Source organism: Marinoscillum sp. 108 (assembly GCF_902506655.1).
Taxonomy (GTDB): domain Bacteria; phylum Bacteroidota; class Bacteroidia; order Cytophagales; family Cyclobacteriaceae; genus Marinoscillum; species Marinoscillum luteum.
The window spans coordinates 3,003,756-3,021,138 of record NZ_LR734808.1; the positions used below are offsets into that span (position 1 = coordinate 3,003,756).

At 47.7% G+C, this 17,383-nt stretch carries 13 protein-coding genes; 7 read left to right on the forward strand and 6 right to left on the reverse strand.

The window, feature by feature from the left end:
* Positions 1-21 precede the first annotated feature (21 nt).
* The gene (locus GV030_RS11960; RefSeq protein WP_159582545.1) at positions 22-894 is read left to right on the forward strand and encodes a bestrophin family protein; all 873 of its coding nucleotides are present in this window, start codon (positions 22-24) and stop codon (positions 892-894) included.
* On the opposite strand, the gene GV030_RS11965 is transcribed toward GV030_RS11960, so the two are convergent.
* The 6 genes from GV030_RS11965 to GV030_RS11990 all read right to left on the reverse strand — a co-directional run bounded on the left by GV030_RS11965 (position 891) and on the right by GV030_RS11990 (position 9,072).
* A complete protein-coding gene (locus GV030_RS11965) occupies positions 891-3,320 on the reverse strand; it encodes an ABC transporter permease (protein WP_159582546.1) in 2,430 nt (809 codons plus the stop codon). The two genes, GV030_RS11960 and GV030_RS11965, sit on opposite strands and share 4 nt — an antisense overlap.
* Positions 3,321-3,471: 151 nt before the next feature.
* On the reverse strand, positions 3,472-4,359 hold the full coding sequence (gene lipA, locus GV030_RS11970; RefSeq protein ID WP_159582547.1) for a lipoyl synthase: 888 nt from the start codon (positions 4,357-4,359) through the stop codon (positions 3,472-3,474).
* A 58-nt stretch (positions 4,360-4,417) separates the two neighbouring features.
* Positions 4,418-5,119 (reverse strand): hypothetical protein, encoded by a 702-nt coding sequence (locus GV030_RS11975; RefSeq protein WP_255465358.1) that lies wholly within the window; start codon positions 5,117-5,119, stop codon positions 4,418-4,420.
* Positions 5,120-5,176: 57 nt separating this feature from the next.
* Positions 5,177-5,527, reverse strand: a complete 351-nt coding sequence (gene ytxJ / locus GV030_RS11980; RefSeq protein WP_159582548.1) for a bacillithiol system redox-active protein YtxJ — start codon at positions 5,525-5,527, stop codon at positions 5,177-5,179.
* A gap of 1 nt (position 5,528) precedes the next feature.
* Complete coding sequence (locus GV030_RS11985; protein WP_159582549.1) at positions 5,529-7,025, reverse strand: hypothetical protein; 1,497 nt, start codon at positions 7,023-7,025, stop codon at positions 5,529-5,531.
* Between the two features lie 73 nt (positions 7,026-7,098).
* Positions 7,099-9,072, reverse strand: coding sequence for a thiamine pyrophosphate-dependent enzyme (locus tag GV030_RS11990; protein ID WP_159582550.1), 1,974 nt, complete (start codon positions 9,070-9,072; stop codon positions 7,099-7,101).
* Between the two features lie 79 nt (positions 9,073-9,151).
* Here GV030_RS11990 and GV030_RS11995 point away from each other — a divergent pair, with 79 nt between their 5' ends.
* The 6 genes from GV030_RS11995 (at position 9,152) to GV030_RS12020 (ending at position 17,342) form a co-directional block, all read left to right on the forward strand.
* On the forward strand, positions 9,152-10,390 hold the full coding sequence (locus GV030_RS11995) for a pitrilysin family protein (protein ID WP_159582551.1): 1,239 nt from the start codon (positions 9,152-9,154) through the stop codon (positions 10,388-10,390).
* Positions 10,387-10,881 (forward strand): 2-C-methyl-D-erythritol 2,4-cyclodiphosphate synthase, encoded by a 495-nt coding sequence (ispF, locus tag GV030_RS12000; RefSeq protein WP_159582552.1) that lies wholly within the window; start codon positions 10,387-10,389, stop codon positions 10,879-10,881. Before GV030_RS11995 ends, ispF begins: the two co-directional genes overlap by 4 nt.
* 161 nt (positions 10,882-11,042) lie before the next feature.
* Positions 11,043-11,666, forward strand: a complete 624-nt coding sequence (locus tag GV030_RS12005) for a TetR/AcrR family transcriptional regulator (protein ID WP_159582553.1) — start codon at positions 11,043-11,045, stop codon at positions 11,664-11,666.
* Between the two features lie 29 nt (positions 11,667-11,695).
* Positions 11,696-13,024, forward strand: a complete 1,329-nt coding sequence (locus GV030_RS12010) for a TolC family protein (RefSeq protein WP_159582554.1) — start codon at positions 11,696-11,698, stop codon at positions 13,022-13,024.
* A gap of 28 nt (positions 13,025-13,052) precedes the next feature.
* Positions 13,053-14,150 (forward strand): efflux RND transporter periplasmic adaptor subunit, encoded by a 1,098-nt coding sequence (locus GV030_RS12015; protein ID WP_159582555.1) that lies wholly within the window; start codon positions 13,053-13,055, stop codon positions 14,148-14,150.
* Between the two features lie 51 nt (positions 14,151-14,201).
* Complete coding sequence (locus GV030_RS12020; RefSeq protein ID WP_159582556.1) at positions 14,202-17,342, forward strand: efflux RND transporter permease subunit; 3,141 nt, start codon at positions 14,202-14,204, stop codon at positions 17,340-17,342.
* The last annotated feature ends 41 nt before the right edge of the window (positions 17,343-17,383 follow it).

Below are 17,383 nucleotides of genomic sequence, written 5' to 3' on the forward strand. Positions count from 1 at the left end.
AACATCAAGTCAAATAGGTAAATGATTCAATACAATCCAAGGTCCTGGTTCTCTCTCATCTTTGATGTTTACAGCCGATATGTCATTAAGTTATTATTTCCCCTGCTCCTTTTCGTGGGCGTTTTCACCCTGTTGCTGTGCTTTCTGGTCATCGATGTGTTCAATCTTCATTATGGCGGCACTATTGCCTTTCACTCCATTCTGGGGGTGATTTTGGGCCTTTTTCTGGTACTCCGTACCAACACCGCCTATGACCGATGGTGGGAGGGGCGTAAGCTCTGGGGACAGCTGGTGAACGACAGTCGTCAAATAGCGATTAAGGTAGATGCATTTTTGCCTAAGGAAGCTACTGAGGATCGGGAGTATTTCAGGAGAATGATCCCTAATGCGGCTTTTGCCATCAAAGAGCACCTGAGAGACAGTATTCTCATTGGGGAGATGGACACCATCAATGATGAAATCAAGAACAGGATCATCAAGAGTAAACACCGCCCCAACATGGTCAACCGACTGCTCTATGATCGGGTGATGAAATGCATGAAGGAAGGGACGATCACCGCCGAGCAGCTCTTCATACTGGATAAAGAACTCAAAGGATTTACAGATATTGTAGGGGCCTGTGAGCGAATCAAGTCAACCCCTATCCCTTATTCTTACAGCATGTTCATCAAGAAATTTCTGTTCATTTATGCCATTACATTGCCAGTGAGTTTTATGTGGGACTTTGGCTATTGGACAGTATTCATCGTCATGCTGGCCTTCTACTTTCTGGTGAGCATAGAGCTTATCTCAGAAGAAATAGAAGATCCCTTTGGCACAGACATCAATGACCTGCCACTGAATGAGATCGCCCTCAAGATCAAGCGAAACGTTTCAGAAATTTTACACGATTAATCATCCTTAAGGGTCTCGGCCGGGTTGATGAGTGCTGTGCTAATGGTTTTGTGACTGATGGTCACAATGGCGATGAGCATGGTCACCCCAAATGAGAGGAGAAAGAATTCCGGGCCAATGCTAATGCTAAACGCAAAGGTATCCAGCCACTGACTGAGAAAATAGAACGCCAATGGCGTGGTGATGGAAAAAGCAATGGTCATCAGGATGATCACTTCTCTGGAAAACATGCTGAGGATACTGAAGATCGATGCTCCCAAAACTTTCCGAACGCCTATTTCCTTGGTTTTATTCATGGCGATAAAGGAGATGAGGCCATAAAGTCCCAGACATCCTATGAGGATGGAGATCACGGCAAATACTTTCATCAACGCAGTGATTTTCATCACATCTTCATACTCTTGGGCCAGAGTTTTGTCATAAAAATCATACTCCATTACATACTTTGGAAAAATCTGCTCCCAGGTTTGTTCAAAATGAGCTTTTGCCTCTGTGATGGCAGCTGGGGAGGTGGTTTTAAAAGAAAGCGTGTAAAACAAACGTGGGGCATGGATAAATAGAATGTAGTCCAGGTCCTCTGCCAGTGAGTAAGCATGGAAGTCTTTCACCACCCCGACCACTTTTTTATCGCCGTTCCAGCCGGTACTCAGGGTCTCCCCCACGGCCTGATCATATCGGTCCTTGAAGCCCATCAGATCTGCCACCTTCTGGTTGATGACCACATTGGTGCTGTCCCCTTCCCGAATATCCCTACCCGCCAAAAGCTCTATTTCAAACAATGAAATATAATAAGGGTCTACTGCTTTGAAATTGCCGTGATAAGCCTTGGGAGACTCCAAAGGGGCATAGTTGAAGCTGCTTTTCGAATTGGAATTTCCTGTGGGCTCACTCAGTGAAAAAGTGACTGATTCGATGGCGGGGGAGCTTAGCATCATTTGTCTGAAACGCTCCAGCTTCACCGCATCGCGCTCAGGAACATAAGAGGAGAGGATGGTTTTGGTTTGAAAACCCAGGTCTTTGTTGAGGAAAAAATCCGTTTGTGAGGATACAATGAGCGTACCGATAATCAGGAATTGCGAAATGGCAAACTGAAGCGTTACCAGGCCTTTTCTGAGGGAGAGCCCCCCCGAATGCTGGCCATTCGTGATTTTTTTCTTGAGGGCATCCACAGTGTTCATTCTGGAAAGGAGCATGGATGGATAGAGCCCCGACAGAAAAGTGACAACTACAAAAAGAACTAAAAGGAAAAGCAGGGAGTCGGGAGACTGCAAGAGGCCTACAGTTAGCTCCTGGCCAATGATTTCTCGGAGGAGGTTAAACATAATCTCAGCAACAGCCAACGCCAACATGAGGGCAAAACCCGTAATCAGGGCTATTTCTGCCAGAAACTGAAAGACCAGCTGGCTGCTCATGCTACCAATGGCTTTTCTAATCCCAATCTCCTTTGCTCTGTTGGCAGCCTGGGCCGTGGCCAGGTTAATAAAATTAATGCAGGCGGTCAGTACCAAGAAAACACCAATGAGCCCTAAGGCAATGAGAAACTCTATGGAGGAAGTTCCTCCGTATGAGTCGTATTCTTTGTCAAAATGTATTTCCGAAAAGGGCTGGGCAACATAGCGCGTTTCTTCCGACTCCCCTTCACCGCGATACTTCTCTACAAATGCGATCATTTTCTGATCAAAAGCCGCCCGGTCAAAGCCCGCGCCAGGGAGAAAATAGGTGTTGGTATTGGAGCTGGTGGAGTTCCATCGGATACCCTCACCAAAGTAGGGGTTGATTTCACCGCCCTGGCTTTCATAGTCAAACAGGTATGAAAAGGGCAGTGACGTAGTAGAAGGCGGATCTCCTATGATCCCTACCACTTTGAAGTCCATCACATTACCATAGTTGATCAGCTTGGCCAGGGCCAGATGTTCCTCACCCTCTTTCAGACCAAATAGTTTTCTAGCCTCAGACCTGCAAATAACCACAGATCCGGGAGCGGTCAGGGCCTTGGCCTGATCGCCAGCTACCCACTCTACTGTGAAGAGTTCGAAAAAGGAAGGTTCTGTGAACACAATGCCCTCATCAATGAGAAATTTGTGCATTTCTCCATTTTCATCGTAGGTGTTGAGCTGGCTGCCATACTGATAATTGGTGCGCACCACATCACTGATTTCAGGAAAGTCAGCCTTCAGGGCTGGCCCCAGGGGATGGGGGGTACCCATGCCTTTTTCCACCCGGTCGGGATAGATATTCTGATTGACCACCCGGTACATGGATTCGTAATTCTCCTGATGTTTATCAAAGCTGGTTTCGAACTGAATGACTTTGTAGATGACGAGCGCACAGCCAATGCCGAGGGCCAGTCCAAACATATTGAGAAGGGTGTAAACCTTGTTTCGCTTAAGGTTTCTGAGTGCCGTAATGAGGTAATTTCTAAACATGCTCAATCTGCATTAAAAGGTGCCGCATTTTGACGCGCCAATATAGTGCCAATTGAAAAAGGGGGCCTTCAGCCCCCTCTGATAATGTTTTATCTAAATGCTGTAAAAAAACCGAACATTAAACTGTCCGGTGATGTACAAAACTGAGCCGTTAGATGGGCACATTTACGTGCCGCTCCGCATGATAGGACGATCGAACCAACGGGCCAGACTCCACATACTTCAGTCCTCTTTTGAGGCCTTCTTCTTTATAGGCTTCGAATTGATCAGGGTGTATGAATTCAGCCACTTCGATGTGCATTTTAGTCGGCTGCAGGTATTGACCCAGGGTAAGAATGTCCAGGCCATTGGCGGCCAGGTCATCCATGGCTTTGTGCACTTCATCTATGGTTTCACCCAGGCCCAGCATGATGCCGGATTTGGTTCTTTTGCCAGCTTCTTTGGTTAGCCGGGTTTGCTCCAGACTTCTGGCATATTTGGCTTGTGGACGCACCCTTCTGTAGAGTCTTTCCACAGTTTCCATATTGTGAGAGACTACTTCCTGGCCCGGCTCGATCATCCTATAAAGTGCATCCCAGTTGCTTTTCACATCCGGTATGAGGGTCTCTATGGTGGTAGAGGGGCTAAGTTCTTTGACTTGCTTTACTGTTTGATACCAGATTTCGGCGCCTTTGTCTTTCAGTTCGTCTCGGTTTACAGAGGTAATTACAGCATGTTTCACACCCATGGTTTTGATGGCTTCTGCCACACGCTGGGGTTCTGCTTCGTCATATTCCGGTGGTCGGCCTGTGGCCACGGCACAGAAAGTACAACTACGAGTACAGACATTTCCCAAAATCATGAAAGTGGCCGTACCTGCTCCCCAGCACTCGCCCATATTGGGGCAGTTTCCACTCTCACAAATGGTGTGGAGTTTGTGCTCATCAACGATTTTCCGCACGTTGGCATACTCCCGCCCTACAGGCAGTTTTACGCGGAGCCAGTTGGGTTTTTTTATTTTTTGAGCCTTATCCTGAGATACTGTGGGTAGTTCTATCATGCTTGTAAAATGTAATGCAAAGAAAGCTTGGGCGGGTCAAAGTTCCAAACAAGGGATTTTACCTCCTTGTTCCCCAGTACATGGTAAAATACAAGGCGGAAAAAAGTGCCGAGTTTTTCTGCGTAGGAATCAGGATGATTTCTTTTGGAAAGGCTTCCATCGTTACCCCCATTTCCACACCGGCTACATTGTTTTTAAAGGTGCCAAACTCAAAAGAAAGTCCCGCTTTGGCATTGAGTCCAATCGTAAGTTCGGACTCACCCAGCCCCTGAAAAAGTTTTCCGGATCCCTGAATGCTATTGAAATTTCGGTGAACGTCAGAGTCAAATGGAACATAGTTGCCATTGTAAAGGATGTAATAAGGGGCTATGACGCCAATGGTAGGGCCACCGGCCACTATGCCGCTGATCTGCACTCCCTGCTGCGGGGCCTTTTTAAATAGCAACGCTTCCCGACCATAGAGCCCTCTGATGGAGTAGAGAAAGTTTTGCTTGCCCCAAACAAATGAAGTACCAGAGGTGGGTGAAAGGTAACGCTGCTCCTGGCGGTGCTTGACGTTCATGACCTCAATCCCGTATACCGCAAAAAGGTCTTCTTTTTTTTGTTTGGCCAGTTTGAAGACGATACCCCCAATGAGCCCCCCGCGTGTGTTTTTGTTGACCCCCCAGGTGATCTCTGTGTCATACTCATTGCGATCAGGCTGAGCTGCGGCCAACAGGCTGGCAGAAATAAGCACCATGATCAGAATGACTTTTTTCATAAAGGATGAAGATATACTAGGACACTATAACAAATGTAAAAAGAGATTCCCCTGATTCTATGCAGATACGGGTTTAATATTCTCCACGATTTCATCAAAAGAAATGCCAAAATGCGAATTGTCGTAGATGGATTTTCCGTTTTGTATGATCAACACCTGCGGCGATTGATGGTCTACCCCGTATAGCTCTGCGATTTTGTTTGAAACCTCCCGGTAAGCAATGAGGTCGAGAAAGTAAGTCTTTACATCTCCGGCTTTTTGAAGGTCCCATTTGCGCTCCAGGCGGCTGAGGGAGGCGGCGCTAATGGAGCACCGGGTGCTGTGCTTAAAGATGACAACAGGTTGTGTTTGTGAAAGCGTATTGATTTCTTCCAGTTGATCAATACTTGTGAGAGGGTTCCAATTCATTTCAGTCATTCCAGATTTGTGCTTCTTTGCGATCAAACTTTGGTTTCAAAGTAGTATCAGTAACAGCATTAGGCTGTTGTTTGTTCCGGTTTACCCTGGTCCAGAATAAATTCCATTTTCTCATACTATTTCGAATCATTTCGCTGTCCTGATTGGCCTTGGTGTAGTTGGCACTTGGATGCATATTATTTTCTGTAATCCATTTTTTCTTGTAGGTTCCGGTGTATGCTGCCGCTTCTTTGTTTTGCTGCGGATCGTACAGTTCTGCTTTTTGTCTGCTCTCAAATGCCCCGGTTACTCCGGACACGATAAGGTTATCAAGATCATAGTACCACTTCGACTTTTTACGGTAAGTCCCTTTATACTCGGTGTCAGCATAGTCGTACACACGTGATTTTTTCAGTTTTTCGTTTACATCAAAGCGGTGCTTATTGGTGGAATAAGCCGGAGAAATCCAGCCCCATCGCATACCGTCATAAGGTGAACCCTCTGAGTACCGGGTATTTACTCCCTTATCTTTCCTGGTGAAAGGTGATCCTGCCGAATACCTCGGATTTACGCTTTTGTCTTTGGCGGTGAAAGGCGATCCGGCGGAGTACCGCGGACTCACACTTTTTTCTCGTGTGGTGAAGACATTCCCTGCGGAATATCTCGGGCTTACCATTCTATCCTTTTTGGTAAATGGTGATCCTGCAGAGTATCGGGGGCCTGAATCTTTACTAAAAAGTCCCGAAAGGGAGAATTGCTTTTGGAAAGGGTCACCCGCCGAGTATCTGGGGCTCACGCTCTTTTGCCTGGTGGTGAAGACTCCCCCTGCGGAGTACCTCGGGCTGACCATTTTGTCTTTTTTGGTATAAGGTGATCCCGCTGAATATCTGGGGCCCGAATCTTTATTGAAAAGTCCGGAAAGGGAAAACTGCTTACGGAATGGGTCACCCGCCGAGTACCTCGGACTGGCCATTTTGTCTTTTTTGGTATATGGTGACCCAGCGGAGTATCGCGGCCCATAGCGCTGATCAAAAATCTGAGATAAGAAGGGTTGTTTGAAGGGCTCTCCGGCCGAATACCTTGGGGAAACAAACTTGTCTTTCTTAGTAAAAGGGGATCCGGGAGAATACCGGGTCGACGATTTTTTGCCAGACATGATTCCGGCGATTCCGGAGGAAGAATACCTTGGTGCCTTGTGTTCGTAGCTTTTGAATAGCCTGCTGCGGTTGGAGCTGCTGCTGCGCGGGGTGACTGATTTTCGTTTGTTAAAAGAAGCAAAAGGCGACCCTGAAGAGTATCTGGGTGAGCTGCTGATTGGTTCGTGTTTCTGGGCCCCATGACTGGAAGCTCCCTTTTTCTTTTTGAAAAGAGAAAACCCCTCGCCTTTGTTCTTTTGTTTTTGCGTTTTAAGCCTGTTTTCTGAGTCGGTGATGAGCTGCGCACGACCATCATTGCTCAGATAAGCAGAAAGAAACAATGAAAAAGAAAAAATAAAGATTAGTCGCTTCAAAACCTGTTCGTGTACTTAACCAAAGATTTGAATTTTCCCGCGCAATCCCAATCAATTAACCGTATATCACTAATTAATACGCCATTAGGGCCTGTATTTTAGTTTTCAACCTTGATTTGGGCAGGAAATTTTCTTCAAGTGCTTTGGCGAAGGGAACCGGGGTATCCAGGCTGGCTTCACGCATCACCGGAGCATCCAGGTGTTCAAAACAGTGCTCGCCTATCCAGGCGGAGATTTCTCCACCAATACCACCAGTCAGGCAATCCTCATGCAAGACCAGCACCCTGTTGGTTTTTCGGGTTGTTTCAGCCACAGCCTCCTTGTCCCATGGGAGTAGGGTACGTAGGTCCAGGACGTCTGCCGAAATGCCTAGCTTATCGATGGCCTCCAGGGCCCAGTGCACGCCAAGGCCATAGGTGATGATAGAGAGCTCATTTCCTTCACGCGCCAAAGCGGCTTTGCCCACCTCCGTGGTGTAGTAACCGTCCGGCACATTTCCGCTCAGAGATCTGTACAGGTATTTGTGTTCAAAGTATAAATAGGGGTTAGGATCTTCAATGGCGGCATTGAGCAGGCCTTTGGCATCTGCCGGATTGGAAGGGTACACCACTTTCAGGCCGGGCGTATGGACAAACCAGGCTTCGTTGGACTGGGAATGAAAAGGGCCTGCGCCCACTCCGGCACCCGTTGGCATGCGCACTACCACATCCGCATTTTGTCCCCACCGATAGTGGGTCTTTGCCAGGTTATTGATGATTTGGTTAAAACCACAGGTCACAAAATCCGCAAACTGCATTTCCACCACACTCTTTATTCCGGCAATTGACAGTCCAAGCCCTGTTCCTACAATGGCGGATTCGCAAAGCGGAGTGTTTCGCACACGGGCCTTGCCAAACTGCTCCACAAACCCTTCAGTGATTTTGAATACCCCACCGTAATCAGCCACGTCCTGACCCATAATCACCAGTTCGGGATATTTTTCCATACTCTCTCGCAATCCATCGGAGATGGCATCCACCAACCTTTTTTCGGAAGTGTGTGAACCAGCGGCCACTATTTCCTGCTCAAAGGGAGCGAAAAGGTCGTCCAGTTCTGTCTGTGTATTACTTTCTATAGCCGGCTGGGCAAAAGCTTTCTTTACTGAGTTGTTTACCTCAGTTCGTATTTTAGCTTTCACCTTTTCCAGCTCGTCTTTAGTCACCACTTTTTCTTTCAGGAGGTAGCGCTCAAAATTTTCAATGGGGTCTTTTTTGGCCCAGTGCTCCATGAGTTCTTTAGGCACATATTTGGTGCCGGAAGCTTCTTCATGTCCCCGCATTCGGAAGGTCTTGGCTTCAAAAATAATGGGTCTGGGGTTTTTCCTGATGCTTTCCACCAGCGGTTCCAGTTCATTGAGTACTTCCAGGATATTGTTGCCCTCTACACTGTGGGCCTCTATGCCATAGGCCGGGCCTTTCACCACAAAGGAGTCGAAATTGAACTGCTCGGAACTGGGCGTGGAGAGTCCATAGCCATTATTCTCTATGATGAAAATGACCGGGAGGTTCCAGACAGATGCGACATTGAGCGCTTCATGAAAATCCCCTTCCGAAGATCCACCATCCCCTGTGAAGACAATGGTGGCTTTGGGTTCTTTCCTCAATAGCCTGGACAGCGCAATACCGTCAGCCACTCCCAGTTGAGGGCCCAGGTGCGAAATCATCCCTACGATGTTATGTGCTTTGGATCCAAAGTGGAAGGAACGGTCGCGTCCTTTGGTGAATCCGTGCGCTTTGCCTTGAAATTGCTCAAAAAGCTGTGTTAATTCTACTCCTCTGGAAGTAAACACGCCCAGGTTTCGGTGCATAGGCAGGATGTACTCATCTTTATCCAGAGCCAATGCCGCACCCACAGAGATGGCCTCCTGTCCGATTCCGGAAAACCACTTGCTGATTTTCCCCTGACGGAGCAGGATGAGCATTTTTTCTTCTATCAATCGGGGAGTGACCAGTTCGGAGTAGATGGCCAGGAGTTGTTTATCGGACCTTGTTTTGCGATCAAATTTCATGGGGCTAAAAAATTTGCCCAAAGGTAAAATTTATCCTATCAAGTAATCCACCAAGGATTATTTAATTTTGGTGCCCAACATGGTAGCATACAAAGAACACACCCTCCCCAACGGACTACAACTGATCGTACATGAAGATCATAGCAGCCCGGTGGTTTGTCTCAACATCCTTTACAAAGTAGGCTCCCGCAATGAGCTGCCTCATAAAACGGGGTTTGCTCACCTTTTTGAGCACCTGATGTTCGGGGGTTCGAAAAACGTGAAGAATTTTGATGAGCCGCTGCAAGCGGTGGGCGGTGACAACAATGCTTTTACCAACACGGACATTACCAATTACTACATTACCATCCCCTCCGCCAATGTGGAAACCGCTTTTTGGCTGGAATCTGACCGGATGCTGAGTCTTTCATTTGATCCCGAAGTACTGGAGGTGCAGCGAAAGGTGGTGATCGAGGAGTTTAAGCAGCGCTACCTCAATCAGCCGTATGGTGACGTATGGCTAAAGCTAAGACCCCTGGCCTACCAGAAGCATCCCTATCAGTGGCCCACTATTGGGAAGGAGATTAGTCACATAGAGGAGGCGACTATGGAGGATGTCAAGAGCTTTTTTAACGCTCATTATCATCCAGGCAATGCCGTACTGGTGGTAGCCGGAGATATATCGGAGGAAAAAGCACTCGAATTGACTCAAAAATGGTTTGGGGAAATCCCCGGCAAACCGATGAGCAATGGAAGGATTGAGGCAGAGCCCCCTCAGACAGCTCCCCGATTTATGGAGGTGGCGGACAATGTACCGGCTGATGCCATTTACAAAACATATCACATGCCCCGTCGGTTGGGTAAGGCATATCACGCCGCAGACCTGTTAAGTGATATCCTCGGGAGGGGTAAGTCAGCCATTCTTTTCAATGAGCTGGTAAAGAAAAAGCCGCTGTTTTCCAGTCTGTCAGCTCATGTGACAGGGAGTTATGATCCGGGGCTGTTGGTGATTACCGGCAGATTGTTGCCGGGAGTAGCGCTGAAGGATGCGGATCTCGCGATTCAGGAGCATTTGGAACCAGTCAAACAGCATATTGATTCTGAGCTCTTGCAGAAGGTAAAGAACCAGGCAGAGGCGACCACCGTATTTGCAGAAGTGGATTTGCTCAACAGGGCCATGGGTCTGGCCTTTGCTGCCTTCCTGGGCGATGCAAATCTGATCAATGAGGAGCTGGATCAGATCAAGTCACTTGAAGCTGAGGATCTATTGGAATCTGCCAGAACCATCCTCAGAGCAGATAATTGTACGACTATGTATTATCAAAAACGAGCACAATGAAACCAAATATCAGAATAGGTTATGGGTATGACGTACATGCAATGGCAGAGGGCATAGATTTTTGGATTGGGGGGATTAAAGTCCCACACACCCACGGCGCCTATGGTCATTCGGACGCCGATGTGCTCATCCATGTCATTTGTGATGCCCTCCTGGGCGCTGCGAACATGCGCGATATCGGGTTTCACTTTTCCGACAAGGACCCTCAGTACAAAGGGATTGATAGCAAAATACTGTTGAAAAAAGTGGTTGATCTGCTGGATGAGGCGGGTTATGGGATTGTGAATGTGGATACCACTGTCTGTCTGCAGCAGCCCAAACTCAGTCCGTATATAGAACCGATGAAGGCCTGTTTGGCGGAAGTGATGGGGCTACCGGTAGAGGATGTTTCGGTCAAAGCTACCACTACCGAAAAACTGGGCTTTGTAGGCAAGGAGGAAGGTGTGGCCGCCCATGCGGTGGTGCTGATTTATAAAAAATCGGATTTCTAGCAGAATCCCCAATTTCGTTTTTACCGTTTGTTTTGTGGTTTCACCTGCCAAATTCTCTGTATTGAGGGTGAATCTTTTGATCATATTGTCAATAATCTTCAAATAATTTGAAACTGTTTTCTTTTCACTGTCGTTAACAAATTTGTTAAACAAAAAAGTGAATGGGAAGTGCAGATGTGCAAACTGAAAAGTTGATCAAAGACAAAGCGAAGGTTTTGTTTTTCCAAAAGGGTTATTTGAATGCCACCACTCAGGAAATCGCGGATGAGGCCGGTGTCAACCGAGCCCTGATCCATTATTATTTCAGATCACGGGAACAAATGATGGACACCCTTTTGGATGAGGCCCTTGTGGAGAAGAAGGAAAAGGTGAGGAAGATTCTAACAGCGGATCTTCCATTCCGTGAGAAAATCGCCAACTACATAGAGACGATGGTTGATCATGGGCTAACCTATCCGTATCTGGACAACTTCATTATTAGTGAAACAGCCCGATACCCTGATAAGGTAAGGGCCTTTTGTTCGCGCGACAGTATAAAATCTACTGATTTGATTCAGGAACAACTGGAGGAAGAGATTGCTGCAGGGCGGATGGTGCCTATCTCCCCCCAGGACTTCATGGTGAACCTGGCCGCACTTTGTAATTATCCCATTCTCGCCAAGCCGGTGCTGAAAACCATTTATGGCATGACAGATACGACTTACCGCGAGTTTTTGAATGAACGCAAACAAACTATTTACATGACCCTTTTCGGAGAGCGAATGCCCCAAACGCAATCCAAATAGGGTTAACAAAGAACTACTCAGGACTACTTATGAAAGTTAATTTAAGCTGGCTCCGCGCGACCTTTTGGTTGGTGGGGAGCATGGTGTATCCACTAGTTAGTGGTGCACAGGATGAAAACAAAATGGAATCAGCCACGCTGGAGGAAGTGGTGGCCTATGCACTGAAACACCAGCCGGGAGTGCAGCAGGCTGAGATCAATCAGGAGATTGTGAATCAGGCGGTGAAGGGCAAACTGGCAGATTGGTACCCACAAATCAGTTTTAACTACAACTATCAGCGATTTATCGATCTCCAGTCCAGTGTGATTGGGGGCGAGGTGATCCGTTTTGGAGTCAATAATACCTCGTCTGCCCAGCTCACTGCCACGCAGAGCCTTTTCAATCGGGATGTGCTCCTGGCAAGCAACACGGCTTCCACTGTACGCCTCCAGGCCGAGCAGGGAACACAGCAGGCCAAAATCCAAATGGTGGTGAATGTCAGCAAAGCATTTTATGATTTATTGGCCACTCAGAAGCAAATAGAGGTGAGTGAAGAATCTGTCATCAGGCTGGAAAGTAGCCTGAAGGATGCCAGGAGCCGATATGAGGCGGGTGTTGCCGATAAAACGGATTACCAACGCGCCACCATAGCACTTGGCAATGCCCAGGCGGCCTACAAAGCAAACCAGGAGCTGCTGGGATATAAGCAGCAAAACCTGAAAACCCTGATGGGTTACCCTCTCGAGGAGGAATTGCCGATAGCTTACGATGTGGACATGATGGAGAATGAGATTCTGCTGGACACGTCCGAGCAGATGAACCCCGTGAATCACATCAATTTTCGCCTGTTGCAAACACAGCGTGAGCTGCAGGAGGCCAATGTGAAATACAACCAGTGGGCTTTCCTACCGTCCCTGAGTGCATTTGGAGCTTATAACCTCAACTATCAAAATGACAACTTCGGTGAGCTGTATAACACTAGTTATCCTTACTCGTATGTGGGAGCTACTTTGTCTTTACCGCTCTTTCAGGGGGGCAAGCGATTATCCAAAATTCAGGAGCAAAAATGGACGAGTGACAGGCTGGATGTGGGGATCGCCGATTTGAAAAACAAGCTCGATACAGAGTATGACCGGGCGCTGGCCGCTTACAAAAGCAATTTGTACAGCTACCTGGCTCAAAAAAAGAATGTGGAGCTGGCTCAGGAGGTTTATGACATTATTCAGCTTCAGTATCAGAGTGGGGTGAAAACCTATCTGGATGTGACCATTGCAGAAACGGATTTGCGAACCACCAGAATCAATTATTTCAATGCTTTGTATCAGGTGTTGGCCAGTAAAATTGATGTAAATCGGGCCTTGGGCACTATTAACTATTAAAAACCAACCATTTCAAAATTTGAATTTTATGTTATCTAGAAATATACAATCATGCTCACTGATAGCTGGAATCACTTTGCTGGCGGCATGTGGAGAACCACAGCCATCAGGTATGCAGGCACCTCCGGCAGCAACTGTTAGTGTTACTACTGTGCAGGCCAGGGCGGTAAGTTATTATGATGAAATTCCTGCCAACGTGAAAGCTCTGCAGGAAGTGGAATTGAGAGCTCAGGTGAGTGGATACATCACGGGGATCTACTTCAAAGAGGGGGATCAGGTGAAAAAGGGACAGAAACTCTACACCATCGATCAGCAACAAACGCAAGCCAACTACCAGCAGGCATTGGCCAACTTGTCTGTACAGGAGGCCAATTTGGCAAAAGCCGAAAAGGATGTAGAACGCTACCGCGAGTTGGATAAGAAGGACGCCATAGCCAAGCAGCAAGTGGACTATGCCGAAGCAACCTACGAAGCGGCGGTAAAACAAGTAGAAGCAGCCAGGGCAATGGTTTCCAGCTCACAAACGAATGTGCGTTATTCAACGATCGTAGCCCCATTTGATGGGACCATCGGGATTTCGCAGGTACGGTTAGGGGCTTCAGTTTCTCCGGGTCAGACGTTACTGAACACCGTTTCCTCCAATGATCCGATTGGTGTGGACATTGCTGTGGACCAGCGTGAAATCCTGAGGTTCTCTCAGCTGCTCAATTCCTCTGCAGCTGACACTGATTCTGTTTTTCAACTGGTATTGGGAGGTGAAATTTATCCTCATTTTGGCACTTTGAGCTTTATAGACCGGGCGGTGGATCCTCAGACGGGGACCATCAAGATGAGAATCGAATTTCCCAACCCAGAGCACGTTTTGCGACCCGGGATGTCCGCTACATTGAGAGTGGCTAGTTATGCCGAAAATGCTATCACCGTACCTTTTAAGTCCCTTACCGAACTGCTGGGCGAGTTTCTGGTCTACGTGGTACAGGATGATAAGGTATCTCAGCAAAAGGTTGCCAAAGGAAGACAGATCGGAATGGATGTGATCATCGAGAGTGGCTTGAAATCCGGACAAACCATCGTGGTAGAAGGGGTTCAAAAATTGAGGGAGGGCTCGACCATCAGTATCCAGTAGTCCTGTCGGTTTATCCTTTCATAAAATCTTAAATTTTCTAATCAATACAAGATGATTGCAGACGTTTTTATAAAAAGACCTGTGACGGCCATCGTGATTTCCGTGGTGATCGTGCTGGTGGGCCTGATAGCTATGACCACCCTGCCGGTTTCACAATACCCGGACATTACACCGCCTACAGTGTCCATCAGTGGAAATTACATTGGGGCTGATGCCGAGACGGTGGAGCAAACCACCACGACAGCCATAGAAACCCAGGTGAATGGTACGCCAGGTATGACCTACATGTCCAGCAACAGTACCGCCAGTGGAGCCAGTAGTGTCACGGTTACTTTTGACGTGGGTACTGATATTGACATTGCTACGCTGGATGTACAAAACCGGGTGAGTGTAGCGGAGCCTTCTTTGCCAGAAATCGTGAAGCGGCTTGGGCTGACTGTGAGAAAGAGAAATCCGAGTATTTTCATGGCCCTGGCACTCTACTCTCCTGAAGGGACCCATGATGCCACTTATCTTGGCAACTATGCGAATATTTATCTGAAAGATGCCATGCTCCGTGTAAAGGGCGTGGGCGATATCGTCTCTGTGGGGGATGATTTTGGGATGCGTATTTGGCTGAATCCGGATAAGTTGGCGAGCCTGAAGATCACCCCGGCGGAAGTGAACGCAGCGCTGGCTGAGCAGAACCTGCAGATGTCCGCAGGGACAATTGGCGGGACACCACAGCCAAAAACACAAGCATTTGAGTATAATGTGATCAGCAATAGCCGGATCAATACGGTGGAGGATTTTGAGAACATCGTGGTACGTACCAATCCGCAGACGGGGAGCATGGTCTATTTGTCTGACATTGCCCGGGTGGAGCTGGCCAAGTTCAATTATGGAAACCACCCATTTGTGATGGGACATGAGGCCGCCTTTATGCTTCTTTATTTGGAGCCGGGAGCCAATGCCCTGGAAACAGGCAAAGGAGTGGAAAAGGCCCTGACCGAATTAAGGGCATCATTTCCAAAGGATGTGGATTTTTTGATTCCACTGGAAACCACTTCTGTAGTTGAGGTTTCGATCAGTGAGGTGACCCATACACTGCTGGAAGCACTGGCTCTCGTGGTATTTGTGGTGTTTTTATTCCTCCAAAACTGGAGGGCTACCCTGATTCCAATTTTAGCGATCCCGGTTTCTTTGATCGGTACATTCATCTTTTTTGTACCCTTTGGATTTACCATCAACACCCTGACGCTGTTCGCCTTTGTATTGGCCATAGGTATCGTGGTAGATGATGCCATCGTGGTGGTGGAGGCCATCCAGCACAACATTGATGCCTATAAGATGTCTGCCAAAGAAGCCACTAAAAAGGCCATGAAGGAGATCTCCGGTCCGGTTATCGCTATTGCTTTGATCCTGGCGGCGGTGTTTGTGCCTGTTGGCTTTGTGCCTGGTATCGTGGGCAAGCTCTATCAGCAGTTTGCCATTACCATTGCCATTTCTGTTGTGATTTCAGCGTTTGTGGCTTTGTCCCTTACTCCGGCACTGAGCATGATGCTCCTCAAACCTTCCAACACGGGAGAAAAACGCAATCTCCTTGATCGCTTTTTTATGGCTTTCAACCGCTGGTTTGATCGGGTGTCTGGATCATATACCAAAAGTGTGAGTACCTGGATCAGAAAGACACCATACGTATTGGTGATGATGATTTGTCTTTTTGTAGGGCTTACCTATATGTTCCAAACCAAACCTACGGGATTTGTACCCACGGAAGATGAGAAACGCATGTATGTGGCCTATGAAATGCCTGAGGGTACGTCAACCACTCGAAACATTGAGCTTCATCTGGAGCTTCAGCGCAGGGTTATGAGCATCCCGGCTGTAGATGTGGTCGGCGGACTGGCGGGATTGAACATTTTGACCTTTTCGAATAAATCGAACTCAGGGACTCTTTTTGTAAACCTAAAACACTGGGATGATCGTGACCCTGAGACCGAGGGTGTTCCGCAAATTATGAATCAGATCCGCCAGATGACTGCCGATATCAAAGAAGCAAGGATTTTGGTCATTGCACCACCGGCGATACCGGGATTGGGCCGAAGTTCAGGGTTTACCTTTGAGCTGCTGCAGACCACCAGTGGTGATGACATCAAAGCGTTTGAGGGAGTAATGAATCAATTTATTGGTGCGGCGAATCAGCGCCCTGAAATAGGGATGGCATATTCTTTCTTCTCAGCCCGCACGCCGAGTTATCAGGTAGACCTGGACAAGGAAAAAGCCAAGAAACTGGGGGTGTCAGTGTCAGAGGCTTACAGCACCATCTCCACCTTGCTGGCCAGTAGCTATGTGAATGACTTCAATATTTATGGGCGAAACTTTCGGGTAGTTACTCAGGCGGATACGGTGTATCGAAGTGACATAAGCGATATCGGGCGATATCATGTGCGAAACAGTGTGGGAGACATGGTGCCTCTGAGTGCGCTGATTACCACCAAAATGATCGAAACACCGGCAGTTATTTCACACTACAACATCTATCGGTCAGCGGAGATCCTCGGCGCAGCCAGTGATGGGTATAGCAGTGGTCAGGCCATTGAGGCATTGCGTGAAGTGGCAGAACAGGTATTGCCTGCAGGCTATAGCTATGAGTTTAGCGGGATGAGCCGTGAGGAAATCAAAGCAGGGAGCAGCACGGGGATCATTTTCGCCATCTCCATCTTATTTGTCTTTTTGTTTCTGACAGCCCTTTATGAAAGCTGGTCCGTTCCTTTTTCGGTATTGTTTGCGGTACCTATTGGAGCTTTTGGTTCTATTCTCACCCTCATGCTCCTGCCGGGACTTACCAATAACATCTACGCACAGATTGGCTTGATAACGCTGATCGGTCTGGCAGCTAAAAATGCCATTCTGATCGTGGAGTTTGCCAAGGAACGCGTGGATCAGGGAATGGATATCGTGGAGTCCACACTGGAGGCGGTACGCCTGAGGCTAAGACCAATTATTATGACCTCATTGGCCTTTATCCTTGGGGTAATGCCACTGGCCTTTTCATCTGGAGCAGGAGCGGAAGCACGTAAGACCATTGGCTGGACTGTGGCTGGAGGGATGATTGCGGCCAGTTCGCTTGCCATCTTCGTGGTGCCGGTACTGTATGTCATGATCACCAAGATCGCTTACCGCAAAAAGAAAGAAGAAGCAACCAGCTGATCAAACAAATTATTTAATGATGAAAGCGCCTTTGTTCACTC